General features: G+C 52.7%; 19 protein-coding genes. 4 read left to right on the forward strand and 15 right to left on the reverse strand.

Annotated elements, in window-relative coordinates; genetic code table 11:
- Nucleotides 1-108 precede the first annotated feature (108 nt).
- The 6 genes from FEK66_RS09040 to FEK66_RS09065 form a co-directional block, all read right to left on the reverse strand.
- Nucleotides 109-981 carry an aldose 1-epimerase gene (locus FEK66_RS09040; RefSeq protein WP_135494854.1) on the reverse strand — a complete coding sequence of 291 codons (873 nt, stop codon included), beginning with the start codon at nt 979-981 and terminating at the stop codon, nt 109-111.
- An 11-nt stretch (nt 982-992) separates the two neighbouring features.
- Complete coding sequence (locus FEK66_RS09045; protein ID WP_171023568.1) at nt 993-2,087, reverse strand: zinc-binding dehydrogenase; 1,095 nt, start codon at nt 2,085-2,087, stop codon at nt 993-995.
- A 32-nt stretch (nt 2,088-2,119) separates the two neighbouring features.
- Nucleotides 2,120-3,118 (reverse strand): ABC transporter permease, encoded by a 999-nt coding sequence (locus FEK66_RS09050; RefSeq protein WP_113640591.1) that lies wholly within the window; start codon nt 3,116-3,118, stop codon nt 2,120-2,122.
- A 24-nt stretch (nt 3,119-3,142) separates the two neighbouring features.
- Nucleotides 3,143-4,654, reverse strand: a complete 1,512-nt coding sequence (locus FEK66_RS09055; RefSeq protein WP_131162559.1) for a sugar ABC transporter ATP-binding protein — start codon at nt 4,652-4,654, stop codon at nt 3,143-3,145.
- A 22-nt stretch (nt 4,655-4,676) separates the two neighbouring features.
- A complete protein-coding gene (locus tag FEK66_RS09060; protein ID WP_105268353.1) occupies nt 4,677-5,660 on the reverse strand; it encodes a substrate-binding domain-containing protein in 984 nt (327 codons plus the stop codon).
- A 96-nt stretch (nt 5,661-5,756) separates the two neighbouring features.
- Nucleotides 5,757-9,038: a DUF5107 domain-containing protein gene (locus FEK66_RS09065; protein WP_135494856.1), complete on the reverse strand. Its 3,282-nt coding sequence runs from the start codon at nt 9,036-9,038 to the stop codon at nt 5,757-5,759.
- A gap of 117 nt (nt 9,039-9,155) precedes the next feature.
- On the opposite strand from FEK66_RS09065, the gene FEK66_RS09070 reads away from it, so the two are divergent.
- Nucleotides 9,156-10,349 (forward strand): ROK family protein, encoded by a 1,194-nt coding sequence (locus FEK66_RS09070; RefSeq protein WP_130260414.1) that lies wholly within the window; start codon nt 9,156-9,158, stop codon nt 10,347-10,349.
- 197 nt (nt 10,350-10,546) lie between these two features.
- Here the strand turns inward: FEK66_RS09070 and glyA are convergent, their stop codons facing one another.
- The gene (glyA, locus tag FEK66_RS09075) at nt 10,547-11,800 is read right to left on the reverse strand and encodes a serine hydroxymethyltransferase (RefSeq protein ID WP_000919159.1); all 1,254 of its coding nucleotides are present in this window, start codon (nt 11,798-11,800) and stop codon (nt 10,547-10,549) included.
- A gap of 330 nt (nt 11,801-12,130) precedes the next feature.
- Between glyA and hmpA the strand changes: the two genes are divergently transcribed.
- Nucleotides 12,131-13,321: an NO-inducible flavohemoprotein gene (hmpA, locus tag FEK66_RS09080; RefSeq protein ID WP_135494858.1), complete on the forward strand. Its 1,191-nt coding sequence runs from the start codon at nt 12,131-12,133 to the stop codon at nt 13,319-13,321.
- A 43-nt stretch (nt 13,322-13,364) separates the two neighbouring features.
- Here the strand turns inward: hmpA and glnB are convergent, their stop codons facing one another.
- The 5 genes from glnB to purL all read right to left on the reverse strand — a co-directional run bounded on the left by glnB (nt 13,365) and on the right by purL (nt 21,876).
- A complete protein-coding gene (gene glnB, locus FEK66_RS09085; protein ID WP_000717691.1) occupies nt 13,365-13,703 on the reverse strand; it encodes a nitrogen regulatory protein P-II in 339 nt (112 codons plus the stop codon).
- A 60-nt stretch (nt 13,704-13,763) separates the two neighbouring features.
- Nucleotides 13,764-15,098, reverse strand: a complete 1,335-nt coding sequence (gene glrR / locus FEK66_RS09090) for a two-component system response regulator GlrR (protein WP_064526171.1) — start codon at nt 15,096-15,098, stop codon at nt 13,764-13,766.
- Nucleotides 15,088-15,801, reverse strand: coding sequence for a two-component system QseEF-associated lipoprotein QseG (gene qseG, locus FEK66_RS09095; protein WP_135494860.1), 714 nt, complete (start codon nt 15,799-15,801; stop codon nt 15,088-15,090). Before qseG ends, glrR begins: the two co-directional genes overlap by 11 nt.
- A 163-nt stretch (nt 15,802-15,964) precedes the next feature.
- On the reverse strand, nt 15,965-17,392 hold the full coding sequence (gene qseE / locus FEK66_RS09100) for a two component system sensor histidine kinase QseE/GlrK (protein ID WP_135494862.1): 1,428 nt from the start codon (nt 17,390-17,392) through the stop codon (nt 15,965-15,967).
- Between the two features lie 596 nt (nt 17,393-17,988).
- Nucleotides 17,989-21,876 (reverse strand): phosphoribosylformylglycinamidine synthase, encoded by a 3,888-nt coding sequence (gene purL / locus FEK66_RS09105; protein ID WP_138211449.1) that lies wholly within the window; start codon nt 21,874-21,876, stop codon nt 17,989-17,991.
- A gap of 257 nt (nt 21,877-22,133) precedes the next feature.
- Between purL and mltF the strand changes: the two genes are divergently transcribed.
- Nucleotides 22,134-23,690 (forward strand): membrane-bound lytic murein transglycosylase MltF, encoded by a 1,557-nt coding sequence (mltF, locus tag FEK66_RS09110; RefSeq protein ID WP_131162555.1) that lies wholly within the window; start codon nt 22,134-22,136, stop codon nt 23,688-23,690.
- On the opposite strand, the gene tadA is transcribed toward mltF, so the two are convergent.
- Both tadA and yfhb read right to left on the reverse strand, forming a co-directional pair.
- Nucleotides 23,687-24,190 (reverse strand): tRNA adenosine(34) deaminase TadA, encoded by a 504-nt coding sequence (gene tadA / locus FEK66_RS09115; protein ID WP_214251100.1) that lies wholly within the window; start codon nt 24,188-24,190, stop codon nt 23,687-23,689. The two genes, mltF and tadA, sit on opposite strands and share 4 nt — an antisense overlap.
- Nucleotides 24,191-24,247: 57 nt before the next feature.
- Nucleotides 24,248-24,883, reverse strand: coding sequence for a phosphatidylglycerophosphatase C (gene yfhb, locus FEK66_RS09120; protein WP_130222054.1), 636 nt, complete (start codon nt 24,881-24,883; stop codon nt 24,248-24,250).
- 207 nt (nt 24,884-25,090) lie between these two features.
- On the opposite strand from yfhb, the gene FEK66_RS09125 reads away from it, so the two are divergent.
- Nucleotides 25,091-25,939 (forward strand): MurR/RpiR family transcriptional regulator, encoded by an 849-nt coding sequence (locus tag FEK66_RS09125; RefSeq protein WP_130207550.1) that lies wholly within the window; start codon nt 25,091-25,093, stop codon nt 25,937-25,939.
- Nucleotides 25,940-26,158: 219 nt separating this feature from the next.
- Here the strand turns inward: FEK66_RS09125 and FEK66_RS09135 are convergent.
- On the reverse strand, nt 26,159-26,377 hold a 219-nt coding region (locus FEK66_RS09135), incomplete at its 5' end, for a tail fiber assembly protein (RefSeq protein ID WP_138211450.1).

Genomic DNA, 26,377 nt, shown 5'->3' on the forward strand with positions numbered 1-26,377 from the left:
CCAATTGTAGGCCTGATAAGACGCGGCAAGCGTCGCATCAGGCATGGTGCGCCGAGTGCTACAAAATCGAAATTACCCTGTAGGCCTGTGCATCCGGCATTTTATAAATTACAGCCACTCTACCCGCAACGACATCTCTGAGGTTGTTGATTCCCCCGGCGCAAGCGCAATGAGGTCACCACCTTCCGGGCGATGATGGTCATCCGGCGCATGACTCATCGGCTCCAGACAGAAGAAATCAAACGCATACCCTTTATCAAACGCGGGATCGGAGACAAAGATGAAATAGCACGGCGCAGGCGGCGTCGTTTCCATGATGACGGCGTAACCCTCCTGCGGCTGCTCGATGCGGGCCTGACCATTCCATCCGGCAAAACCATTGTTCACCCACTGGCGCGGCAACGGCGCGAGCTGGTTGAAATCCAGTTCTGGCGGTAACTGCTCGCAAAACTCGCCCGCCAACCACTGCTCCCGCTCCAGCCAGTAACCATTCGCCTGTGCCTGAATCCGCGTTTTCGACGACAACGGAAAATAAGGATGCCAGCCAGTACCAAATGGCAGCGTCTCAGTGCCTTCATTGGTGACAGAGAGCGTGACCGTCAGTGAATCCGCCGTTAAATGAAATGCCTGGCTTACACGATAATGATAAACGCCACAGTGATGTTCATACGCCAGACACAAACTATCATCACTGCGCGAGACACATTGCCACTGCCCCAACCAGCCATCGCCGTGTAGATAGTGCGCATCCCACTCAACATTCGGTTGCAGTTGATACTCTCGCTCCTGCCAGACAAAACGGTTACCACTCACCCGGTTTGCAAATGGCACCAGCGGAAAACAAGAGGCATCGGTTGCCACACCGCTTTTTTTACCAGGACGTAGCAGCGGCGTCGTATCGCGCCAGAAGCCTTCGATTACGCCGCCCTGGTCAGAAACGTCCAGCTTTAGCGGCCCGTGAGATAAGGTATAGATGGTCATCCGCTAACTCCTTAATCCAGGAAGTTAATCACAACTTTCCCGCACTTGCCGCTCGCCATCAGTGCGTAGGCATCTCCCGCCTGTTCCAGCGAGAAGCGGTGGGTAATGGCGTTACGTGGCCATAGTTTCCAGTCGGTCAGATCATGAGCGCATTTTTCCATATGGAACAGACTGGTTACCCAGGAGCCAATAATCCGCCGTTGATGGTGCATCAGATCGGCGCTGACTTCGAACTCCACTTTTCCGGTTTCACCAATGTAAACCACGCGCCCCCAGTCGGCGGTGGATTGCAATGCCAGCAAGCGCCCCGCAGCATTACCGGAACAATCGAGCGCAACATCCGCGCCGCCGTGAGTGAGTTCAGCGATTATCTGCGGCAAGCCCTCGGTCGTCGCTAAATAACCGTGATCCATCACCCCTAACTGTTTCGCCATTGCCAGACGTTCCGGCAGCATATCAACGCCGATGATCCTTTTTGCACCACGACCTTTCGCCAGCATCATCGCCATCATGCCGACCGGTCCCAGCCCGACCACCAGCACGTTATCGCTGCCGGAAACTTCGCCGCGCAAAATCCCTTCATAGGCCGTGCCAACGCCGCAACTGATAAACGCACCATCTTCGTAACTCAGTGCATCCGGCAGGAGGATCAGATCTTTTTCTTCCGCCAACAGATATTCGGCATGACCGCCGTCACGCTGCCAGCCGTAAGCCGCTTTTCCTTTGCCAGTACAAGAGATAGGAAAGCCGCGGCGGCAGTTCGGGCAAAAACCACAGCCAGAAATGTGATACACCAGCACGCGATCACCCTCTTTAAAATGGCGACAGCCTTGCCCCATCGCCACAATTTGCCCGCACGGCTCATGACCGTTGATAAAGCCCTGGTATAACGGTTTATCGGGCGCCGCCGCCGTGGCGCGGTGTTGATGGTAGATATAGTGGACATCGCTTCCGCAAATCCCGGAGGATTTCATTTTGATCAGCACCTGGTTAATCCCCGGCGTCGGCACCGCAACTTCCCGCAGATCGACGGTCGAATTTCCTGGTAAATAAGCTGCCAGCATCGTTTTCATAAATCCCTCATTAACAATACGATTAATTTTCATCCCTGCCGCACCCGCGCCAGGGGCGTTAAGGTTTAGCGTTTCGCTTTACTGCTTCGCTGGGTCAGCAAGATATTCGCCAGCACTGCCACCACGATGATGACGCCGCGTACCACCTGCTGGAAAAAGGAGTTAATCCCGAGCAATACCAGACCGTTACCGATTAGTGTAATCACCAGCACACCAAGCAATGTACCGAACAGGGAACCGCGACCGCCGGAAAGTGCCGTACCGCCGACCACGACCGCGGCGATGACGTCAAACTCCAGACCGTTTGCGGCACCTGCGTTACCAGAACCGAGGCGCGCCGCCAACAAAATGCCGGTCACCGCCGCTAATAATCCCGAAAGGGTAAAGATAAGAATGCGCACCCGACGAACGTTGATGCCGCACAACTGTGCCGCCGTAGCATTACCGCCAACGGCAAAAACCGAGCGCCCGAAGGCGGTTTTGCGGCTGATGAACACAAACAGCGCAAACAACACCATCATGATCAGCGCGGATACCGGCACTCCGAGAAATTGTCCACCCAGCCAGTCCAGTACCTCGTTTTCGTCAATCGGCACTGGCAGGGCGTTAGTCATAAACAGCCCCATTCCGCGCAGGGCGCTCCACAGCCCCAACGTGGCAACGAAACTTGGTACGTTAAACACGCCGCGCAGCACCCCGGCCAGCGTTCCCATCAGCGCCCCTAACAGCAACACCAGCAGACACGCCACCGCCAGCGGAACGTCAAATTGCAGCAAAAATGCCAGGCACACTGAGACAAAAGCCACCATTGGTCCAACGCTGACATCAATTTCCCCGGAGATAATAATCAGCGTCATCGCCCAGGCGGCGATCCCAATGGTAGCGGCATCGCGCAGCACGTTCATTTGGTTATTCAATGAGATAAAGCCAGGCGCGTTCAGAGAGAAGACCAGATACAAAATGGCAATCACCACCAGCAAACCGATCTCATTAATATGGCGACTGACAAATTGTTTGAGCGAGACGCTCTTGCCCTGCGGCAATGGTAATGACGAAGCAGACATCTTCAGGTTCCTCGGTAAAATTCATCAGTGCACAGACAGAATGGCGGACATCAGCTCATCCACATTGACCGGAGAGTGAAACTCCTGCGAGAACGTACCGTGCTGTAACAACAGAATGCGGTCGCACACCAGCGGTAACTCCTCCACTTCACTGGAGATAAACACCACGCTTTTTCCTTCGGCAGCCAGCTCGCGGACAATACGGTAAATCTGCTGTTTGGCTTCGATATCGACGCCGCGCGTTGGCTCGTCGAGCAACAAAATCTGGCTGGCGGCATAGACCCAACGACCGATCACCACTTTTTGCTGATTACCGCCAGAAAGCGTGCCGATGGGTGTTTCGCTACTGGCAGCCTTAACCGTCATCCGCTGCATCACCTCTTCGGTCAGGCGGCGGATGGTGGACCATTGCAGTACGCCGTTGGCGCTGATTTTTTGCCGATTGGTCAGCACTGTATTTTCGTCAACGCCCAGCCAGGGAATGATCCCCGCTTCTTTGCGGTTTTCTGGCGTATAGCCAATGCCACGTTTCAGCATGTCGCCGTAATCAGGGCGCGTGATTTTCTCACCATTGATAACAATTTCGCCCTGTTCATACGCTTCCAGCCCAACTATCGCTTTCAGCAATTCACTGCGCCCTGCCCCCAGCAGGCCAGCAATGCCGAGCACTTCGCCACGACGCAGTGAAAAACTGATCTCCGTAAGTTTTGGTCTGTGGTGTAACGCGCGAACTTCCAGTACGGTCTGGTCCGCAATCTCCTGAGCTGCAACCGGTGCAATATCAACGTGATCGCGTCCGAGCATCAACGACACAATATGGCGAGTTGAGGTGTTTTCGAGCATCACATCGCCCGCCACCTGCCCGTCGCGCATGACGGTGGCACAAGAGGCGATACGGCGGATTTCCTCCATCCTGTGGCTGACGTAAATCACCGCCACGCCCAGTGCCGACATTTTTTTCACGGCGCTGATCACCAGTTCAACTTCCGCACTGGCAAGCGAGCTGGTGGGTTCATCAAGGATGACCACGCGCGGCTCGCCCTTCATCACCCGCGCAATTTCCACCAGTTGCTTTTGCGCCGGGCTTAGCGTTGAAACAAGTTGTTCAGGACTAACGTCAACGCCCAGCGCCTGTAAGCAACGTTGGGCATCCTGCGCCATTTGCGGGTAGTCAATCATGCCGTTGCGGCGAGGCCATTGACCAAGGCAGAGGTTTTCTGCCACCGTCAGCCCTTCCACCAGACTTAATTCCTGATAAACCGCGCGTACCCCCAGTTCAGCGGCACGGCGAGTCAGCGTAGCTTCGTCGCCTTCCAGTCGCGTCTCGCCAATCCAGATATCACCGCTATCCGGACGTTCGCTACCGGTAAGCATTCGAATGAGGGTCGATTTTCCCGCACCGTTTTTGCCTAACAGCGCGCGAACTTCGCCTTTATTGAGCGTGAAGTTAACGTTATCCAGCGCAACGACGCCGGGGTAACGCTTATTTCCTGCCACCACTTTTGCTACCGGGACTGCCTCTGTTGCCGTGAACATAGGGACCTCTGCGAATCAGCTATTAGGGCAGACCATCAACGTGCGTTGCCAGCCACTGTTTACCGTCTTCAGTTTTGGTATAGAGATCGATTGGCACCTGAATCACTTTTTCACCGTCGGCTTGTTTATTGATAACCTTCAATGTTTGCGCGAAAACAGCATTGCCCATTTTCTTACCGGAAATATCCACTACCGCTTTCAGCACCTGGTTGTTTTCCAGCTCCTGAGCAATTTCAGTGGTCATGTCCGAACCGAAAACGGCAATTTTTCCGGCCTGATTTTGATTGCGTACCGCTTTTACCGCGCCGAGTGTCGCTCCGCCCGATTCCCCCATAATGGCGTTGAGATCTGGCGTGGAGATAATCAGTTTTTCACCGACAGAAATCGCTTTATCTAAAACAGTCCCTTCCTGATTAGCGACAATTTGCGCGCCGGGAACGCGGGCTTTTAATACTTCTTCAAACCCTTTACGTCGTTGCACACAAACTTCAAAGGCTTCGCAATTGATGACGGCAATTTTCGGCTGGTCAATTTTGTTGGCAATAAAATAATCGGCGGCAGCGTTACCCAGTTTTTTACCAAATTCCAGCGGATCGCCCACCAGATACGCCGAGACATATTTATCGACACCCTTTTGATTAATACAGGTGTTGTAGCAAATCACCGGAATACCCGCCTCACTGGCGCGGCGAACGGTGCGGCTACTGCCATTTTCAGACACTGCCGATAAAATAATGGCATCGACATTACGCGCCACGAGGGTATCTACAAAAGTACTTTCTTTCGAAATATCGCCCTGGGCGTTAGTTTCAATTAACTGTACCTGTACTGAAGAATCTTTTGCCGCATCCTGAACGCCCTGACGCACTCCAGCGTAATATCCCTGGGTATCAAGGTATATTGCGCCAATGGTCATTTCTTTATCCGCAGCGTTGGCAAATAGTGCGCTACCTAATAGCGTAGCCATTAATAATAGATTACGGGTTGTTCTCATTTTTTTAGGCATAGTGCCTCCTGTAGGGTTTTTATTTACAACGGCTTATTTTAATTATTTGAGCGTGAGCGGCAGCGCGTGCCGCTCAAATATTACAGTTAATAGGGTTTAGTGAACGCGGTTAAAAATAAAAGGCATCACGGTGGTGAATAATGCCGCTTTCGGCCAGGCCGGATTAATCGCAGTCAATTCAGCGCGAGCAGATTCGTATTGCGCAATCTCCCCTAGTCCCGCGGCCGCCAGCATCGCCACCATCAGGCATTTTTCTTTATGCTGCTGTTGTAAATCGCCATACAGCGACAACAAGTCAGGTTGCGAGACGGCAAAGAAATCCGCCTCGATACTGGTTTTCGCCATCTCTTGCGCCCACTGTTTCATTTCACTAAACAGTTGCTGTGCGGTTTGTTGTTCGCCCAGCAGTCGCAGCGCCATTCCTTGCCAGAAGAGATAATCAACCGGCTGATCGTTGTAATAACTGTGGATGTTAATGGTACGATCGCCGGTCGCCGCCAGACGTAAACAACGCGTCGCTTCAGTTTCATCGCCCTGAGCTTTGGCACATATCGCCTGCCAGAACCAGATGTCGTTGTCAGTTTGCCCCGGTAAACGGCCTTCGCTTAAATTCTCCGGATAGTGCAGCGCGGCATGAAGCAGTTCGCTGGCCTGCTGCGGTTGTCTGGCATCAAGGTGTTGCCAAGCGCGTAACATTTGGTTAAGGATAAACTGACTGGTGACCTTCCCTTCCCCGCCTTCCCACGGGTGGAATTTTCGCGTGGCGAGAATATCCGCCGCTTTGTCGGCCTGACCTGTGAGATGCCACAAATTGAGCAGTTCTGCGGTCATGTCGTCGCGTTTCAGAGCAATTTCCAGATTATTTTCCAGACGTGCCAGTCGTTTCTCCGGTGTGGCTCCGCTTAACTTATCCAGCAAATCCCGTTCGAAAAGCAGACGTGCATCCTGCGGCGCAAGCTGATAAGCATTATCAAGATAACGCGCGGCCAGCTCATAATCGTGCTGCTTATTCCACGCATGGATCGCCAACCCGCGCCAGCCGTCGGCAAACTCCGGTGACATCTCTACGCAACGCAGCCATAAAGTAATGGCTTTGTTGTAGCTACGCTTGTTGTAATAGAAGCAGGCCAGTAAATGACGGGCAAACCAGCACTCTTCAATACTCTCCAGCGCCGCCACTTCTTCCAGCGTATTCGGGAAACGGACAAACTGTGGGAAGACATCAATGGCTTTTGCGACCAGTTCGCCGCGTTCGGCTTTCGGCAGCAAGCTGGCTTGCAGGTAAAGCGGAAGCGTGCGCTGGCAGTCCAGTACGTTCAGCATCTCTGCCGCCAGGGCGGGCATTCCCCAGTTAATCAGTTGCCCGGCGGTCATCAGGGCGTTAACGTCGCGTCCCTGACACAGACCGCGCCACTGCGCGAGGGCTGATTCGCTACGACCATCGAACCAGTTCAGCCACCACAGAGTGGCGTTCAGCGGATAATCACGCAGCAGTTTCTCGCGCTGCAAACGCGCGTTGTCCTGACGACCACTTAACACCAGCAGCAGGTTATGCAGGCAAAGCACTTCCTGGTTGGTTGGGCTGGCACGAAGACTTTGTTGGCAAAAATCCAGACCCGCGTCGAAGTTACCATTACGCGCCGCCAGCCGTGCCAGACCATAATAGCCGCCCGCTTTACTATTGCCGCTCCAGACCGCACGCCAGAAATCCTCTTCGGCCTGTTGATATTGTCCCTGACGTTCATAAGCACTGGCGCGAATCAAACTTGCCTGTCCACACTGCGGGTTTTTGTTCAGCGCATGTGCGCGTTTCAGCGCCTGACTGGCATACGCCACCGCTTGCGGGAAATCTGCGCGGTTATATTCCAGCATCGCCAGCGCCAGGTTACAGCGATAATCCAGCGGGTCCAGTGCCACGCCGCGCAGGTAGTAATCGAACGGTGAACGACTGGCGTGATGATATTGCTCCAGATGCTGACCGATAAACCAGGCTTCATCTGTACTGGCAATGTCTTGTGCAGCCAGTGGCGCTTTGGCAACGTCCGGCAACGGCAACTCTTGCGGCTGATGTTCCTGATAACTCAGTACAATATTGCCGTCAGCATCGGAAAGTTCGATGGTCAGTCTGTCAGGATTGATACCGTGCAACACGCCCTGGATGGCGGTCGCTGGTGTCAGGGCCACGGCATCATCGAGCAACGCGTTGCATTTGCCGATTTCGCGGATCGCCAGACGATATCCACTCAACGGGGAGATGGCATACAGCCCCCACTCAATCCCCCGCTCGCTACGCTGGAGTTTTATCACCGCATCGCGGGAGGCATTTTGCACCATGCCCAGAGAATGATAAGGCAGGAAATACTGCTCGAAACACTTCTCTTCGTAAGCATCAAGCCAGGTAAAATCGGGCTGGTTATCGGCAAAAATACCTGTCATCAGCTCGATATACGGACCGTTATTGTCGGTCAGACTCTTATCCCACGCCTGGCCAAATTCACTGTGTCCCCAACTCCACTGTTTTTTACCTGGCGCAATATGGTGGTTGGCAACGTGCAGCAAACCGCCATCTTCATCGTGACACCACGCGCCAACAAAATCGTACTGCGATTTTTCAGCCATATACGAAGTCGGCACTGGCACATTTTTATAGCGAGAAATGTCCACTCCGGCGGAGTAGTCCACTTTGTAGTAGGTGCCGGTGGCGATGGGGAAAGCTGAAACAGCCCGTTTGCCGTGATCAAACACCGCAGTCACATCCGGCGGGAAAACGCTCTGATGCCCTTCACCACCTTTCACTGCCGGGTTGGCCCACCACAAGAAATGACGCGGCGTGGCGTTGCCGTTATAGACGCGGCTGGCGATTTCCAGCGCCGCCCGGTCAGGGCGCAGTGTGAAACCAGTCATCACTTGTAAACCGTGCATCGGCTCCGTTTCGCCGACCCACACCGTCTGTGCGCCGTCGTCATGGGCTTCGATGGTGAAATCAACGGGCATAAAGGTGGTCGGGCGATGGTGTTGTGGCCAGTTAAACTCAATCCCGCCCGAAATCCACGGCCCCAGCAGCCCCACCAGCGCCGGCTTAATGACTTCATTGTGATAGACAAAATCTCGCTGTTTCACTTTATCCCATGCGCGATGCACGCGACCGCCTAGTTCCGGCAGGATCATCACTTTGATGTAGTCGTTTTCCAGCCACACCGCCTGCCAGGATTTCAGGGTTTTCTGCTCGCTCAGCGTATCGGTCACGCCATAGGGATAAACCGCGCCGGACGATCCCTGATAAACGCGATTTTCCAGGAACATGGGATGTATATCCTGCGGCCCGGTTTCATAGGTCGGGATCTCAACGCGCTCTTGCCACACTTTTACTGGAGTCATGGTGCCCTCAATATTAACAAGACATACTGAATTAAAAGATTTGTGGCAGTGTATTGAACAATCTGGCAATGTTTTCGCGGAATAATCACGCAATTAACTAAACAAGGTTTAGTGAAGATGAGAGCCTGCATTAACAATCAACAGATCCGCCACCATAACAAATGCGTGATTCTGGAACTGCTGTACCGGCAAAAGCGCGCCAACAAGTCGACGCTGGCCCGGCTGGCGCAAATTTCAATTCCGGCGGTCAGTAATATTTTGCAGGAACTGGAAAACGAAAAACGGGTGGTGAATATCGACGATGAAAGCCAGACGCGCGGGCATAGCAGCGGCACATGGCTGATTGCGCCGGAAGGTGACTGGACGCTATGCCTGAACGTGACGCCCACCAGCATTGAGTGCCAGGTCGCTAACGCTTGTTTAAGTCCGAAAGGCGAATTTGAATATTTTCAGATTGATGCACCGACACCGCAGGCACTGCTGTCCGAAATCGAAAAATGCTGGCATCGTCATCGCAAACTGTGGCCGGGCCGCACCATCAACCTGGCGCTGGCAATTCACGGTCAGGTTGATCCGGTAACTGGTGTATCGCAAACCATGCCGCAAGCCCCGTGGACCACGCCAGTTGAGGTGAAGTACCTGCTGGAAGAGAAGCTCGGTATTCGGGTAATGGTTGATAATGACTGCGTGATGCTGGCGCTGGCGGAGAAATGGCAAAATAATTCGCAGGGACGGGATTTCTGCGTGATCAACGTTGATTACGGCATTGGCTCGTCGTTCGTGATTAACGAGCAAATTTATCGCGGTAGTTTGTATGGTAGCGGGCAGATTGGTCACACCATTGTTAATCCGGATGGCGTCGCCTGCGACTGTGGACGTTATGGCTGCCTGGAAACCGTCGCCTCGTTAAGCGCATTAAAAAAACAGGCGCGAGTATGGCTAAAATCACAACCTGGCAATACTCAACTTGATCCAGAAAAACTGACTACAGCGCAATTAATCGCTGCCTGGCAGAGTGGAGAACCGTGGATCACCAGTTGGGTTGACCGCAGTGCCAACGCCATTGGTTTGAGTCTGTATAACTTCCTCAACATCCTCAATATTAATCAGATTTGGTTGTACGGTCGCAGCTGTGCCTTTGGTGAGAACTGGCTTAATACCATTATTCGCCAGACGGGATTTAACCCGTTCGACCGCGACGAAGGACCGAGCGTGAAAGCGACGCAAATTGGCTTCGGGCAATTAAGCCGTGCACAACAGGTGCTGGGGATTGGCTATTTGTATGTTGAGGCGCAGTTACGACAGATTTGATGGCGCGATAACGTAACAAGGCTTCCCGAAGGAAGCCTTGACGATCACAAACGTAAGATTGCCTGATGCGCTACGCTTATCAGGCCTACACGGATATTGCAATATATTGAATTTGCAAAGTTTTGTAGGCCGGATAAGGCGTTCACGCCGCATCCGGCATGAACAACGAGCACGTTGTCAGCAAATCACCGTTTCTCTTATGCGTAAACCGGGTAACGTGCGCAGATGTCGAGAACTTTACCTTTGATGCGCTCGATAACCGCTTCATCATTGATGCTGTCCAGCACGTCACACATCCAGCCAGCCAGTTCTTTCGCTTCTGCTTCTTTGAAGCCACGACGCGTAATCGCCGGAGTACCTACACGAATACCAGAAGTTACAAACGGGCTCTTCGGATCGTTCGGTACGCTGTTTTTGTTCACGGTGATATTAGCACGGCCCAGAGCGGCGTCTGCTTCTTTACCGGTCAGGTTTTTATCAACCAGATCAACCAGGAACAGGTGGTTATCAGTACCGCCAGAAACCACTTTGTAGCCGCGTTCCAGGAACACTTCTACCATCGCTTTAGCGTTTTTAGCGACCTGCTGCTGGTAAGTTTTGAACTCAGGCTCCATCGCTTCTTTCAGAGCAACCGCTTTACCAGCGATTACGTGCATCAACGGACCGCCCTGACCACCAGGGAAAACGGCAGAGTTCAGTTTTTTGTACAGCTCTTCGCTACCGCCTTTCGCCAGGATCAGGCCGCCGCGCGGACCCGCCAGGGTTTTGTGAGTAGTGGTAGTCACTACGTGAGCATGAGGAACCGGGTTCGGGTAGACGCCAGCAGCAACCAGGCCCGCAACGTGCGCCATATCAACGAACAGGTAAGCACCGATGCTGTCAGCGATTTCACGCATTTTCGCCCAGTCAACCACGCCGGAATATGCAGAGAAACCACCGATAATCATTTTCGGCTTGTGTTCTTTGGCTTGTTTTTCCAGATCGGCGTAGTCGATATGGCCGGTAGCATCAATACCGTAAGGAACGATGTTGTACAGTTTACCGGAGAAGTTAACCGGAGAACCGTGAGTCAGGTGACCGCCATGCGCCAGGTTCATACCCAGAACGGTATCACCTGGTTCCAGCAGCGCGGTGTAGACCGCAAAGTTAGCCTGGGAGCCGGAGTGCGGCTGAACGTTAGCGTAATCAGCGCCGAACAGTTCTTTCGCGCGATCGATCGCCAGTTGTTCGACGATATCAACATACTCGCAACCGCCGTAGTAGCGCTTGCCCGGATAACCTTCAGCATATTTATTGGTCAGCTGAGAACCCTGCGCCTGCATTACGCGCGGGCTGGTGTAGTTTTCGGAGGCGATCAGTTCGATGTGCTCTTCCTGACGTACTTTTTCCTGCTCCATAGCCTGCCACAGTTCGGCATCATAATCGGCAATGTTCATTTCACGCTTTAACATCCGCATCTCCTGACTCAGCTAACAATAAAATTTTTTCGCCTAATTTTGGCGGTCCTGATGGACAACGGCGAACAGTATAACCGAATCATTGTGCGATAACAGGTCTTGACAAAGGAATTTACGCAAACGATTACCTTCAAGCTATGCAAGGCTTTGGAGAATAAAGGGCCTGCAACCGGAAACGGATTTCTTTTCAGGTTTGTGATGCAAATTTTTCACTTCATCACATTCTTGATGAAAAACACCAAAAGAACCATTTACAGTGCAGGGCTATTTTTTATAAGATGCATTTGAGATACATCAATTAAGATGCAAAAAAAGGAAGACCATATGCTTGACGCTCAAACCATCGCTACAGTAAAAGCCACCATCCCTTTACTGGTGGAAACAGGGCCAAAGTTAACCGCCCATTTCTACGACCGTATGTTTACTCATAACCCAGAACTCAAAGAAATTTTTAACATGAGTAACCAGCGTAATGGCGATCAACGTGAAGCCCTGTTTAACGCTATTGCCGCCTACGCCAGTAATATTGAAAACCTGCCTGCGCTGCTGCCAGCGGTAGAAAAAATCGCGCAGAAGCACACCAGTTTCCAGATCAAACCGGAACAGTACAACATCGTTGGCGAACACCTGTTGGCGACCCTGGACGAAATGTTCAGCCCAGGCCAGGAAGTGCTGGACGCGTGGGGTAAAGCCTATGGCGTACTGGCTAATGTATTTATCAATCGCGAGGCGGAAATCTATAACGAAAACGCCAGCAAAGCCGGTGGCTGGGAAGGTACTCGCGATTTCCGCATTGTGGCTAAAACGCCGCGCAGCGCACTGATCACTAGCTTCGAACTGGAACCGGTCGACGGTGGCGCAGTGGCAGAATACCGTCCAGGACAGTATCTCGGCGTTTGGCTGAAACCAGAAGGTTTCCCGCATCAGGAAATTCGTCAGTACTCTTTGACTCGCAAACCTGATGGCAAAGGCTATCGTATTGCGGTGAAACGCGAAGATGGAGGGCAGGTATCCAACTGGCTGCACAATCACGCCAACGTTGGCGATGTCGTGAAACTGGTCGCTCCGGCGGGTGATTTCTTTATGGATGTGGCAGATGACACGCCGGTAACACTGATCTCTGCGGGTGTAGGGCAAACGCCAATGCTGGCAATGCTCGACACGCTGGCAAAAACAGGCCACACAGCACAAGTGAACTGGTTCCACGCGGCAGAAAATGGCGATGTTCACGCCTTTGCTGATGAAGTTAAGGAACTGGGGCAAGCACTACCGCGCTTTACCGCGCATACCTGGTATCGCGAGCCGAGCGAAGCCGATCGCGCTAAAGGTCAGTTTGATAGCGAAGGTCTGATGGATTTGAGCAAACAGGAAGGTGCGTTCAGCGATCCGGCCATGCAGTTCTATCTCTGCGGTCCGGTCGGCTTCATGCAGTTTGCGGCAAAACAGTTAGTGGACCTGGGTGTGAAGCAGGAAAACATTCATTACGAATGCTTTGGCCCACATAAAGTGCTGTGATTTGATGTTGCCGGATGGAGACATCCGGCAACCCTGACGCGGTTTAAATCGCCGCGTCGTCCTCTTCGCCGGTACGGATACGAATGACCCGTGCCACGTCGAAGACGAAAATTTTACCATCACCAATTTTGCCGGTTTGCGCCGTACGAATAATCGTGTCTACGCAGATATCGACAATGTCGTCCGGCACGACGATCTCAATTTTCACCTTCGGCAGAAAATCCACCATATATTCCGCACCGCGATACAGCTCAGTGTGGCCTTTCTGGCGCCCAAAGCCTTTCACTTCGGTCACGGTCATGCCGGTAATACCGACTTCGGCCAGTGCTTCACGGACATCGTCCAGCTTGAAGGGTTTAATAATCGCATCAATCTTTTTCATGCTATTCCTTGAAAAGGTCGCCTGTCTTTTGATCTGCTAAACGTAACACATTACACCGATTCATTCCTTGAAATCGTTTGCATCCAGCTCGTGTCGGGAAAGCAGTTTATAAAATTCTGTCCGGTTGCGCCCCGCCATTCTCGCCGCGTGGGTGACGTTGCCTTTGGTGATTTGCAGCAACTTGCGCAAGTAATTGAGTTCAAACTGGTTACGTGCCTCAACAAAGGTGGGCAGCGCCGTGTTTTCGCCCTCCAGCGCCTGCTCTACTAATGCATCGCTAATCACCGGAGATGAGGTCAGCGCCACGCACTGTTCAATCACGTTCACCAACTGGCGCACATTTCCCGGCCAGCTGGCAGTCATCAGGCGTTTCATCGCATCGGTGGAGAACGCGCGGACAAACGGTTTATGTCGCTCTGCCGCCTGGCGCAATAAGTGGTTTGCCAGTAGCGGAATGTCTTCCGTGCGCTCCGCCAGTGCCGGAATTTTAAGGCTGACGACATTGAGGCGGTAATAGAGATCTTCGCGGAATTCCCCGCGCGCCATCGCTTTTGGTAAGTCGCGGTGGGTCGCAGAAATAATCCGCACGTCGATATCAATATCGCGGTTACTGCCCAGCGGACGGACTTTTCGCTCCTGCAATACGCGCAGCAATTTGACCTGCAACGGTGCGGGCATATCGCCAATCTCATCGAGAAACAGCGTACCGCCTTCCGCCGCCTGGAATAAACCTTCGCGATTGCTGACAGCACCAGTAAACGCGCCGCGTGCATGACCAAACAGTTCCGACTCCAGCAACTGCTCGGGCAATGCGCCACAGTTAATAGCAATAAACGGCTTGCTGTTGCGCGGGCTGGCGTTGTGGATAGCCTGGGCAAAAATCTCTTTCCCGGTGCCGCTCTGACCGTTAATCAAAACGCTAACGTCGGATTGCGCCACCAGCCGGGCCTGTTCCAGCAAGCGCAGCATCAGCGGGCTGCGAGTGACAATCGCCTCGCGCCAACGTTCGTCGGTGGCTGGCGCGGATTGTTCCAGCGCATCGTCAATTGCCTGATATAGCGCGTCTTTATCGACGGGCTTAGTGAGGAAACTAAACACGCCCTGCTGTGTCGCGGCAACGGCATCGGGAATGGAGCCATGCGCGGTGAGGATGATTACCGGCATACCTGGCTGCACTTTCTGGATTTCAGCAAACAGTTGCATACCATCCATTTCATCCATCCGCAGGTCGCTGATGACTAAATCCACTTTTTCACGATTCAGTATCCGCAGCCCCTCGGCACCACTTTCTGCCGTGACCACGCTGTAGCCTTCGCTGGTCAGGCGCAGGCCAAGTAATTTCAGTAATCCCGGATCGTCATCGACCAATAATAAATGCGCAGGTTTATGGCTCATCAGGGGTGACCTCATTGGTGGATGGCGCGTTTTTTTCACTCTCGTGCGTCGTGTCCGGTGGGAAATTTCCGGCCGGTTTGCGAGTCGAGAGTTGACGTTCAATATCCGTCAGGTTCTCCAGCTTGCGGGTGGTGAGTTCCAGTTGTTGCTGTAGAACGTGTTGCTGCTGGCGCAGAGCGTCCAGTTCGCTGTCGCTGGATTGCTGGAGTTTGCTGTAGCGTTGGCGCTCTTCCGCCAGTTGCAGTTGCAACGCCTGTCCGTCGCGCCAGAGTTGATACAACGGGCGAACCTGCGCCGGGATCTCAGTACTTAACGCATCAATGCGCGCGACCAGTTGGCGGCGCTCAAAAGGCGTGATTTTGGCATCGGCAAGCAAAATCCCCTGCTTAAAGGTATTTTGCCAGCTGCCATCACCATACTTGCGTGCTTCCTGACGCGACTGCGCTGGCATCAAGCGGTTGGCGCAATCCATCGCCCGTAGCCAGTAAAGCGGGTTAGTTTCAGTTGATTTACCTTGCAGCGCCCAGATGTCGCTACATTCAGTAGGAAGATAATCAGCCAGTTGATAAACCGGGATTTTTTCTTCTACTGGCGCATTAATGGCTGGCTTATTGTGATTCTGCACGCAGCCCAGCAGCGCCAGACAAGGCAACCCCGCCAGCCACAGCCGTCGGGATAAAAATCGTTGAAAAATGTGTCGCATATTCACCAGACTCAGAGCCTATCCCAGTGGGCGTAATTGTTGCAGGCAGTTTGGACACGGACAGCGCGGAGAAACCGGAGCGTACACGTAGTACGTGAGGATTTCGAGCACTGCCCGGGGCCGAACTGGCAAATAAAATAGCCTAATGGGATAGGCCTTAACATTATTTCGTGTTTTTCGACGAAGACAATTCAATGCGGAAGCAAACGTCTTGCCCGCTCTCGTCGACCAGATACAGTTCCCCCTGCATACGGCGAATACAATCCCTGGCAATGCTTAATCCCAGACCGCTCCCCTTCACCGCCCCTTTTCGCTGGTGACTTCCCTGAAAAAAGGGTTCGAAGATCATGGCGCGTTCCTCTTGCGGAATGGGCGTGCCTGTATTGATGACATCAATATAAACCCGTGCGCCATGTAAACTGCTGCGAAGGCAAATGTTACCGGATTCAGCCCCGTAGTGCACCGCATTGGAGTAAAGATTATCCAGCACGCTCATCAGCAACATGGGTTCCGCCAGGCATGCTGTTGCCTTGAGATCAACGTCGGTATGCATCATTTTAGTCCGAGCTGGCAGACTGTGAGCGGAAACTACCGTCTCCACCAACGGTGCTAACTCAACATTATCCAGTTCCACCGCGCCATCTGCCTGTTTACGGTTGTAATCAAGCAGTTGTTCTATCAGTTTTTGCAAATTGCGGCTGCTGCTATCAAGGATGCTCACCACCTCTTTTTGCTCTGGCGTAAGCGGCCCGACAACCTGGTCAGCCAGTAATTCAGTGCCCTCGCGCATACTCGCCAGTGGTGTTTTTAATTCATGAGATAAATGTCTTAAAAATTGATGGCGCTGGGATTCCAGCCATGACAGGCGTTCACTTAACCAAAGAATACGTTGTCCTACCGAGCGTAACTCGCTCGGTCCACTAAACGAGACGCTATTACCCAGTGAGCGTCCTTCTCCCAGACGGTTGATCATCCGCTCGATATTTTTCACCGGACCAATAATCATTCGGGTGAAAAGCAGCACCATTATCAGACTCACCAGAAACAACACCAGTGACTGCCAGCCGAAATACTGTCCGCGTTCGGCTATCTCTCGCTGGAGTTGCTGCCCGCGTGAAAACACCACGGTGCGCGTGGCCTGTACCATTTCGGCATTGGCATTGGCAAAGGCTTCCAGACGCGCGGCGGCCGCCGCATCTGGCCCACTGTTGTTACACTGGAGTTGGGCAAGATTGTTCAAATCCTGACGCAATGCCTGGTAAAGTTTATCGTCCGGCAGCACGCCAGCGTGGGCATCGAGCATTTCGCTGTAACGTTTACGCTGGCTTTGATAGACCTTCGCCAGGGTTGAGTCGTCCAGCACGCAATACTGACGGTAGCTACGCTCCATCTCCAGTGCCGCATTAGTCATTGCCTCACTGCGCCGGGCGTCAATAAGCGTTGTGCGATTGACCAGCGCCGCCTGATCGCTAAGCGCATTAAGGCTTTGCCAGGCTTGCCATGCCAGTACCAGCAGAGGCAGCAGAATCAGCAAGAATGCCAGCATGACTAATTGTCGTAATGAACGTGGAAAAACAGGCCAACGTTTCAAGGTGTTACTCTCGTCAGACGCGAATAGTCTGATGCTAACCGAGGGGGAGTTCAGATACAACAAAGCCGGGAATTACCCGGCTTTGTTGTGGAATAAGGCGGTGCCTAACTCGACGTTTCGCCCGATGGTTGATATAGCTACGCTGATATCAGAAGTTGGACGGCAGGCACCTTGTTGTGCGTCATTCGAATTTTATGTAGCACGTCCCGAAGGGGCTGACATAAGTGGGTGAATGAGCCACTGGTTATTATTATGCAGTAACTGTGCCAATAAATAAAATAGTTTGATAACGTACTGATAAAACATAGCTTTAATGGATTAATGGCTGTTCCACTGGTTGGCTATAAATCAGCCAGTGTGTCGCTTAAAAGAGACGCCCAAAGCTTAAATTATTCGTTTTAAATTAAATCAATAAGTTATGTGTCACCTATAAGCGACACGGCAAACCACCCATTGTCGTGATTTACAGACACAAAAAAAGCTCCCGGAGTTGGGAGCTTATAATTGTTGGCGAAGTGGTTGTGTGTAATGCCGGATGCGGCGTGAAAGCCTTATCCGGCCTACAAAACAATGGGTTGAGTGGAATTTCCGCAGCCTTACCCCAGCTGCTTACGCGCATTACGGAAAATACGCATCCATGGGCCATCCTCGCCCCAGTTTTCCGGATGCCAGGAGTTGCTGACAGTACGGAAAACACGTTCCGGGTGCGGCATCATAATGGTGACACGACCGCTTTCGGTAGTGACCGCCGTAATACCGTTCGGGGAACCGTTCGGGTTAGCCGGGTAGGTTTCGGTGACTTTGCCGAAATTATCGACATAGCGCAGCGCAACCAGCCCTTTGCTTTCCAGTGCCGCCAGATGCGCCGCGTCGCGTACTTCAACGCGCCCTTCACCGTGAGACACAGCAATCGGCATCTGCGAGCCCACCATCCCCTGCAACAGCAGAGACGGGCTTTGGGTCACTTCAACCAGGCTGAAACGCGCTTCAAAGCGATCGGAGGTGTTACGCACGAAACGAGGCCACAGCTCGCTACCTGGGATCAGCTCACGCAGATTAGACATCATCTGGCAACCGTTACATACCCCCAGCGCCAGCGTTTGCGGACGATGGAAGAAGGTTGCAAACTCATCGCGTACACGGTTGTTGAACAGAATAGACTTCGCCCAACCTTCACCGGCACCCAGCACATCACCGTAGGAGAAACCACCGCACGCGACCAGGGCATGGAAATCCTCCAGACCAGTGCGTCCAGCCAGCAGATCGCTCATATGCACGTCGATAGCGTCGAAGCCCGCACGATGGAAAGCTGCCGCCATTTCAACATGCGAGTTCACGCCTTGCTCACGCAGTACGGCAGCTTTCGGGCGCGCGCCAGTAGCGATAAACGGAGCTGCTACATCTTCGTTAATATCGAACGACAGTTTCACATTCAGGCCCGGATCAGCGTCGTTGGATTTCGCCTGATGTTCCTGATCGGCGCACTCCGGGTTGTCACGCAGGCGCTGCATCTGCCAGGTGGTTTCTGCCCACCAGACGCGCAACGTAGTACGGCTTTCGCTGAATACAGCCTGCCCGTTGGCGGTAAACACAAAACGGTCACCGGAAACCGCCTGGCCAACATAATGGACGCACTCAGCAAGGCCATGCTGTGCCAGTACCGCTTCGACCGCTTCACGGTCAGCGGCACGAACCTGAATCACCGCACCCAGCTCTTCGTTAAACAGCGCCGCCAGATGATCGTCGCCCAGAGAGGCGATATCCGCTTCAATGCCGCAATGACCGGCAAATGCCATTTCCGCCAGCGTCACCAACAGACCACCATCAGAGCGGTCGTGGTACGCGAGCAGCTTACGCTGTGCAACCAGCGCCTGAATCGCGTCATAGAAGCCTTTCAGTTGTGCGACGTCGCGCACATCAGCCGGTTTGTCGCCAAGCTGACGATAAACCTGCGCCAGCGCCGTTGCGCCCAGCGCATTATTGCCAAGGCCCAGATCAATCAGCAACAGTGCGTTATCTTCGGTAGAAAGCTGCGGCGTGATGGTGTGACGCACATCTTCCACGCGGGCAAATGCAGAAATGACCAGCGACAGCGGCGACGTCATTTCACGCTCTTCGTTACCTTCCTGCCAGCGGGTTTTCATCGACATAGAGTCTTTACCCACCGGGATCGTCAGGCCCAGCGCCGGACAAAGCTCTTCGCCCACCGCTTTAACAGCTTCATACAGGCCCGCATCTTCACCAGGGTGGCCTGCCGCCGCCATCCAGTTGGCGGAAAGTTTAATGCGTTTGATATCGCCAATTTGTGTTGCGGCGATGTTAGTTAACGCTTCACCGACCGCCAGACGGGCAGAAGCGGCGAAATCCAGCAGCGCAACTGGCGCACGTTCGCCAATTGCCATCGCTTCACCGTAGTAGCTGTCGAGGCTGGCAGTAGTGACCGCACAGTTAGCGACCGGCACCTGCCACGGGCCAACCATCTGATCGCGCGCCACCATGCCGGTTACGCTACGGTCGCCAATGGTCACAAGGAAGGTTTTCTCCGCCACGGTCGGCAGATGCAGCACACGTTTCACCGCGTCAGCAATGGTGATCCCTTCACGGACCAGCGCGTCGCCTTTCGCTTTCAGCGTTTGCACATCGCGGGTCATCTTCGGTGTTTTACCAAGCAGTACGTCCAGCGGCAGATCGATCGGCTGATTATCAAAATGACGATCGTGTAGGGAGAGATGCAGTTCTTCGGTCGCTTCACCAATCACCGCGTAGGGCGCGCGTTCACGCTTACACAGTTCGTCAAACAGCGGTAACTGATCGGCAGCAACCGCCAGCACGTAACGTTCCTGGGATTCGTTACACCAGATTTCCAGCGGGCTCATGCCCGGTTCGTCGCTTAGGATGTCGCGCAGTTCAAATTTACCGCCGCGCCCGCCGTCGCTTACCAGTTCCGGCATCGCGTTAGAAAGACCGCCTGCGCCAACGTCGTGGATAAATAGGATTGGGTTGGCATCACCAAGCTGCCAGCAACGGTCGATCACTTCCTGGCAACGACGTTCCATTTCCGGGTTGTCGCGCTGAACAGAAGCAAAGTCGAGGTCGGCATCAGATTGACCAGACGCCATAGAAGACGCCGCACCGCCGCCAAGACCAATGTTCATTGCCGGACCGCCGAGAACGACCAGCTTCGCACCAACGTTGATCTCGCCTTTTTGTACGTGATCGGCGCGAATGTTGCCGATCCCGCCCGCCAGCATGATCGGTTTGTGATAACCGCGCAGCTCTTCGCCGTTGTGGCTGTTCACTTTTTCTTCATAAGTACGGAAGTAGCCGTTCAGTGCCGGACGACCAAATTCGTTGTTAAATGCCGCGCCGCCCAGCGGACCTTCGGTCATGATATCCAGCGCGGTGACAATGCGCTCAGGCTTACCGAAATCTTCTTCCCACGGCTGTTCAAAGCCAGGAATACGCAGGTTGGAAACGGAGAAACCGACCAGACCGGCTTTCGGCTTCGCGCCGCGTCCGGTGGCGCCTTCATCACGGATTTCACCGCCAGACCCCGTCGCCGCGCCCGGCCACGGAGAAATCGCCGTCGGGTGGTTGTGAGTTTCGACTTTCATCAGGATGTGCGCCGGTTCCTGATGGAAATCGTAGCGGCCCGTTTCGTGGTCGGCAAAGTAGCGGCCAACTTCAGAACCTTCCATCACCGCGGCGTTATCTTTATAAGCTGAGAGAACGTGATCCGGCGTGGTTTCGAAGGTGTTTTTGATCATCTTAAACAGCGATTTCGGCTGCTGTTCACCGTCGATAATCCAGTCGGCGTTAAAAATTTTGTGGCGGCAGTGCTCAGAGTTCGCCTGGGCGAACATATACAGCTCGATGTCGTTCGGATTACGACCAAGCTTTGTGAAAGCATCCTGCAGATAGTCAATTTCATCGTCCGCCAGTGCCAGGCCGAGACGCAGGTTAGCGTCGATCAGCGCCTGACGGCCCTGCCCCAGTAAATCAACGCTGGTGACTGGAGTCGGTTGATGATGCGCAAACAGCTGCTCTGCATCATCTAAAGCAAAAAAGACCGTTTCCATCATACGGTCGTGTAGTTCAGCGGTAACCTGCTGCCACTGTTCATTGGTCAGCGTAGCGGCTTCTACATAGTAAGCCACGCCGCGCTCAAGGCGGTTTACCTGTTGCAGCCCGCAGTTATGGGCGATATCGGTCGCTTTTGAAGACCAGGGAGAGATGGTGCCTGGGCGCGGGGTCACCAGCAGTAATTTGCCTTCCGGGGCATGGCTGGCGAGTGCCGGACCATATTTCAACAGGCGTTCAAGTTGCGCGTGCGCTTCTTCGTTTAACGGCGCATTGAGGTCAGCAAAATGGACATACTCGGCGTAAATGTTGTGAACCGGGAGCCTGGCAGCCTGAAAACGCGCCAGCAGTTTATTGATTCGGAATGCCGACAGTGCAGGCGAACCACGCAGAATTTCCATCATAAGTCTCTCGTCTTCTAAGCTTTCGGTGTACCCAAGGGGGGGAAACGGGCGTCATTATAAAGAATCTGCTGCGCTGACGAAACCGTTTGCGTGGAAATAAAATCACCATCGTGAATTAGCAACGCGTGCCGCCAATGGTTGTAATAAGTTGCCAACTGGCACAGGTTTACGCAAAATGCCGCTCATTGATGATTATACCTTTGTTTAGCATATCGTTTTTTCAAGCCAGGACACGAACGACACAGAGAATTAACTAATTGAAAAAATTAAAGATTAATTATCTGTTCATTGGCATTCTGGCACTGCTTCTCGCGGTAGCTCTCTGGCCATCTATTCCTTGGTTTGGTAAAGCCGACAACCGTATCGCCGCCATTCAAGCGCGGGGAGAATTGCGCGTGAGCACCATTCATACTCCCCTCACATGGAATGAGATTAACGGTAAATCTTCCGGGCTGGATTATGAGTTGGCCAAACAATTTGCCGACTACCTCGGCGTGAAACTGAAAGTGACCGTACGGCAGAATATCAGCCAGTTGTTTGACGATCTCGACAACGGCAACGCCGACCTGCTGGCAGCAGGTCTGGTTTATAACAGTGAGCGGGTAAAAAACTATCAGCCTGGTCCTACCTATTATTCCGTATCACAACAACTGGTTTACAAAGTGGGTCAATATCGCCCACGCACGCTGGGCAATTTGACGGCGGAACAGCTCTCCATCGCACCAGGACACGTCGTCGTTAACGATCTACAAAGACTGAAAGAAACTAAATTCCCGGATTTAAGCTGGAAGGTGGACGACAAAAAAGGCTCAGCGGAATTACTGGAAGATGTCATCGGAGGTAAGCTGGATTACACCATTGCTGATTCTGTCGCCATCAGCCTGTTCCAGCGAGTTCATCCGGAACTCGCCGTGGCACTCGATATCACCGATGAACAACCAGTGACCTGGTTTAGCCAGTTAGATGACGATAATACCCTTTCCGCAGCTCTGCTCGACTTCTTCAACAAAATGAATGAGGACGGCACGCTGGCACGCATTGAAGAGAAATACCTGGGGCATGGCGATGATTTTGATTATGTCGATACGCGCACATTTTTACGCGCCGTCGATGCGGTGCTGCCACAATTAAAACCTTTGTTTGAGAAATACGCCGAGGAAATTGACTGGCGTTTGCTGGCGGCTATTGCTTACCAGGAATCACATTGGGACGCGCAGGCCACCTCGCCGACCGGTGTGCGCGGCATGATGATGTTGACCAAAAATACCGCGCAAAGCCTGGGCATTACCGATCGTACCGATGCTGAACAAAGCATCAGCGGCGGCGCGCGTTATTTGCAGGATATGATGAGTAAAGTGCCGGAAAGCGTGCCAGAAAATGAACGGATTTGGTTTGCGCTCGCCGCTTACAATATGGGTTATGCGCATATGCTGGATGCTCGCGCCCTGACGGCAAAAACCAAAGGTAATCCAGACAGTTGGACCGATGTTAAACAACGTCTGCCTTTACTTAGCCAGAAACCCTATTACAGCAAGCTGACTTACGGTTATGCGCGGGGACATGAAGCTTACGCCTATGTCGAGAATATCCGTAAGTATCAGATTAGTCTGGTGGGGTATCTGCAAGAGAAAGAAAAGCAGGCAACAGAAGCGGCGATGCAGCTGGCTCAGGATTATCCGGCAGTGTCGCCAACAGAATTGAGTAAAGGGAAATTTCCTTTTCTCTCGTTTCTTTCACAGTCGTCATCTAACTATCTGACACACTCCCCTTCGCTGCTGTTTTCCAGGAAGGGAAGTGAAAAGAAGCAAAATTAATCCGCAGAAGATTGCGCTTTTTTCTGCGCTTTGATTTCCTGACGGCGCATGCGAAAGAAGTCGCTGAGCAGCGCTGCACACTCTTCCGCCAATATCCCTTCCGTGATTTCCACCCGGTGATTCATGCCCGGATGGTGCAACACATCCATTAATGATCCGGCAGCCCCCGTTTTCGCATCTCGTGCACCAAAAACTACACGACCAATCCGGCTGTGAATCATCGCTCCGGCGCACATCACACACGGCTCCAGCGTGACATATAATGTGGCGTCGATCAGGCGATAATTTTGCATCACCAGACCGCCCTGACGCAGGGCCATGATTTCAGCGTGCGCGGTAGGATCATGCCGACCAATCGGACGATTCCAGCCCTCGCCGATTACCCGGTTGTTATGCACCAATACCGCGCCGACCGGTACTTCCCGCTCGTCCCAGGCACGCTTTGCCAGCGTCATGGCATGGCGCATCCAGTATTCGTGACTTAATTCGACTTCAGACAAAAAGAAAACTCCGGTTATAAAAGCGCGGCGCATTATACACGGACGCTATGCTTTACTCTATTCCAGTTGCTGGAGTTCACCGCGCGGGGTTACTCGCCAACGATGCTGGCAGAAATAAAGCAACGGGTTGTCCTGATTACTGTCGCTGTAACCACTGTACAACCGCAGTGGCGTGCCGATTTTGCGTTCCAGTTGCGCGACCTTCTCATGCCCGAGGCAACGCATTGTCAATACCCAGCCGCCATAACCACGCTGAATTTGGCTGGCGATAAGATTCACCCGCGGTAACCAGGGCGTATCGAAATAGACCGCCTCAACCAGCGGCTGTGGAGAACCGGTAATCAACCAGATATCAGCATCGGAACTGAGCAAGTAGGTGGTCAGGCGCTCTTGCACCAGCGGAAAGGCAGTAACATTGTCGCGAAACCAGTGTACAAAATCGGCTTGTAATGCCTGTAAACGCGCTTCGCTGTGACCAAAAGTGCATCCCCACAATAGCAGACTCATCGGCCAGCGCGCAGCACGGCCTTTTATCAATAATGCCATGGCAATAACCGGCAATAGCGGCAGGACAAGCAGTGTATTCAGCGGTTGGCGACGCAGTAAGTAGCGCAGAAAACTACCGAACATATCCTGTTGATGCAATGTTCCATCTAAGTCAAAAAACACCACACGACGCTCGTGAGTTGCCAAACCATACTCCTCTGGACTGAAACATCCTGATTAATCATCGCTACTACATAGCCTAACAGATAGATCATCACTTTTCCGGCAACAATCTACCGTATAATGCTGAATGGAATTTTTAATTCATAGATCTTACAAGCTATGGAATATAATATTCACTCGCTTGTGTCTCATATTGCCTGTTGTCGCCATTATTTCATCGCGAGGAAAGATATGAACGGCTTACTTCGTATTCGTCAGCGTTACCAGCAGCTTGCCCAGAGTGATAAAAAACTGGCGGACTATCTCCTGCTACAACCTGATACGGCGCGCCATTTAAGTTCGCAGCAATTGGCCAACGAAGCTGGGGTCAGTCAATCCAGCGTAGTGAAATTCGCACAAAAACTCGGCTATAAAGGTTTTCCAGCCTTAAAACTGGCGTTAAGCGAAGCTCTGGCGAGCCAGCCGGAATCCCCTTCTGTCCCCATTCATAACCAAATTCGCGGTGATGATCCGCTGCGACTGGTGGGTGAAAAACTCATAAAAGAAAACACGGCTGCCATGTATGCGACGCTGAACGTTAACAGTGAAGAGAAATTGCATGAATGCGTGGTGATGCTGCGTTCTGCGAGGCGGATTATTTTAACTGGCATTGGTGCTTCGGGTCTGGTAGCGCAAAACTTTGCCTGGAAACTGATGAAGATTGGTTTCAATGCTGCCGCAGAACGCGATATGCATGCGTTGCTCGCTACTGTACAGGCATCTTCACCGGACGACCTGTTATTAGCCATCTCTTACACTGGTGTACGACGTGAGTTAAATCTCGCGGCAGATGAGATGCTGCGCGTGGGTGGAAAGGTGCTGGCAATTACCGGTTTCACGCCGAATGCTCTGCAACAACGAGCGTCCCACTGCCTGTATACGATTGCCGAAGAACAGGCGACGAATAGTGCATCGATCTCCGCTTGTCACGCTCAGGGAATGCTTACAGATTTGCTGTTCATTGCGCTAATTCAGCAGGACCTGGAACTGGCCCCTGAGCGCATTCGCCACAGCGAGGCACTGGTGAAAAAACTGGTTTGAGCAAAGAATGCGCGTATAATGCCCGCCCGGTTTGTGTTGTTTTGAGAGTTTCCTTATGGCGCTGTTAATCACTAAAAAATGCATCAATTGTGATATGTGCGCCAGTGCATAAAAACACCATAATTTTCAAAGCAATAGATAATTGTGTTGCGGACTGTGTTGCTGATTTTTCGGATTGGAAATTTCCAAAATATTTTCAGCAACACATTTTTTGTCATTTTACACTGTAGGCTTTTCAGGCCAGATGATATCTGGAGCTGTTGATGTATCAACCGCCTCCAGCTCATCAAGATAATCCAGCCACAAATTGTACTGGGCTTTTTCGGTATCCTTCAGTCGGCCCATAGCTGCTTTACCCGGCCACTGTTTACTGTTCATGTAATCGTTGGCCTGATCTATGCGATTTTGCTTTTCTGCCTCAGCTGCTGAAATCAGATC

This window comes from Escherichia sp. E1130 (assembly GCF_005781065.1).
Classification (GTDB): domain Bacteria; phylum Pseudomonadota; class Gammaproteobacteria; order Enterobacterales; family Enterobacteriaceae; genus Escherichia.

Excerpts from the sequence above, each read along its gene's own strand:
- FEK66_RS09125 (WP_130207550.1), top strand. The coding sequence starts at position 25,091 with ATGAACGGCTTACTTCGTATTCGTCAGCGTTACCAGCAGCTTGCCCAG.
- FEK66_RS09040 (WP_135494854.1), bottom strand. The coding sequence starts at position 981 with ATGACCATCTATACCTTATCTCACGGGCCGCTAAAGCTGGACGTTTCT.
- glrR (WP_064526171.1), bottom strand. The coding sequence starts at position 15,098 with ATGAGCCATAAACCTGCGCATTTATTATTGGTCGATGACGATCCGGGA.
- glnB (WP_000717691.1), bottom strand. The coding sequence starts at position 13,703 with ATGAAAAAGATTGATGCGATTATTAAACCCTTCAAGCTGGACGATGTC.
- FEK66_RS09050 (WP_113640591.1), bottom strand. The coding sequence starts at position 3,118 with ATGTCTGCTTCGTCATTACCATTGCCGCAGGGCAAGAGCGTCTCGCTC.
- FEK66_RS09060 (WP_105268353.1), bottom strand. The coding sequence starts at position 5,660 with ATGCCTAAAAAAATGAGAACAACCCGTAATCTATTATTAATGGCTACG.
- hmpA (WP_135494858.1), top strand. The coding sequence starts at position 12,131 with ATGCTTGACGCTCAAACCATCGCTACAGTAAAAGCCACCATCCCTTTA.
- FEK66_RS09065 (WP_135494856.1), bottom strand. The coding sequence starts at position 9,038 with ATGACTCCAGTAAAAGTGTGGCAAGAGCGCGTTGAGATCCCGACCTAT.
- FEK66_RS09055 (WP_131162559.1), bottom strand. The coding sequence starts at position 4,654 with ATGTTCACGGCAACAGAGGCAGTCCCGGTAGCAAAAGTGGTGGCAGGA.
- FEK66_RS09070 (WP_130260414.1), top strand. The coding sequence starts at position 9,156 with ATGAGAGCCTGCATTAACAATCAACAGATCCGCCACCATAACAAATGC.
- glyA (WP_000919159.1), bottom strand. The coding sequence starts at position 11,800 with ATGTTAAAGCGTGAAATGAACATTGCCGATTATGATGCCGAACTGTGG.
- FEK66_RS09045 (WP_171023568.1), bottom strand. The coding sequence starts at position 2,087 with ATGAAAATTAATCGTATTGTTAATGAGGGATTTATGAAAACGATGCTG.
- qseG (WP_135494860.1), bottom strand. The coding sequence starts at position 15,801 with ATGCGACACATTTTTCAACGATTTTTATCCCGACGGCTGTGGCTGGCG.
- purL (WP_138211449.1), bottom strand. The coding sequence starts at position 21,876 with ATGATGGAAATTCTGCGTGGTTCGCCTGCACTGTCGGCATTCCGAATC.